This window comes from Psychroserpens luteolus (assembly GCF_021032705.1).
GTDB classification, from domain to species: domain Bacteria; phylum Bacteroidota; class Bacteroidia; order Flavobacteriales; family Flavobacteriaceae; genus Psychroserpens; species Psychroserpens luteolus.
Map to the genome: position 1 here is coordinate 1 of NZ_JAHVXI010000041.1, position 354 is coordinate 354.

At 43.8% G+C, this 354-nt stretch carries 1 protein-coding gene; it reads right to left on the bottom strand.

Annotated elements, in window-relative coordinates:
* The coding region (locus KWG70_RS17750; protein WP_230937376.1) for a hypothetical protein at positions 1–354 on the bottom strand (354 nt) is incomplete at both ends.

The window sequence follows — 354 nt, forward strand, 5'->3', positions numbered from 1 at the left end:
CATGAGTGATCACTAAAGGATCTGCTTGAGAATCGACACAGATTACTGCTTCAGTATCTCCATTGAAAGATGTTGTATTATTAGGATTTCCGGTAGCAGCAAGATCGATAGCAACAGTCCCACCATCGGCAGCTTCGCGGATGACATTTACAGCATTATCTGATATATCTGAACATTCAGCAGCATCAAGATCGGCTAAAGGTCCACCAATAAACGACGCACCATTATCGGCCATTCCTCTGTATGACCAACCCCAAATTTGACACGTTCCAACACCAGCACCATTAAGATCTATGGTTGCCGAAGGCGATATGGCTAAGATTACCGAAGCATCTTCGTTGGTAATCACATATC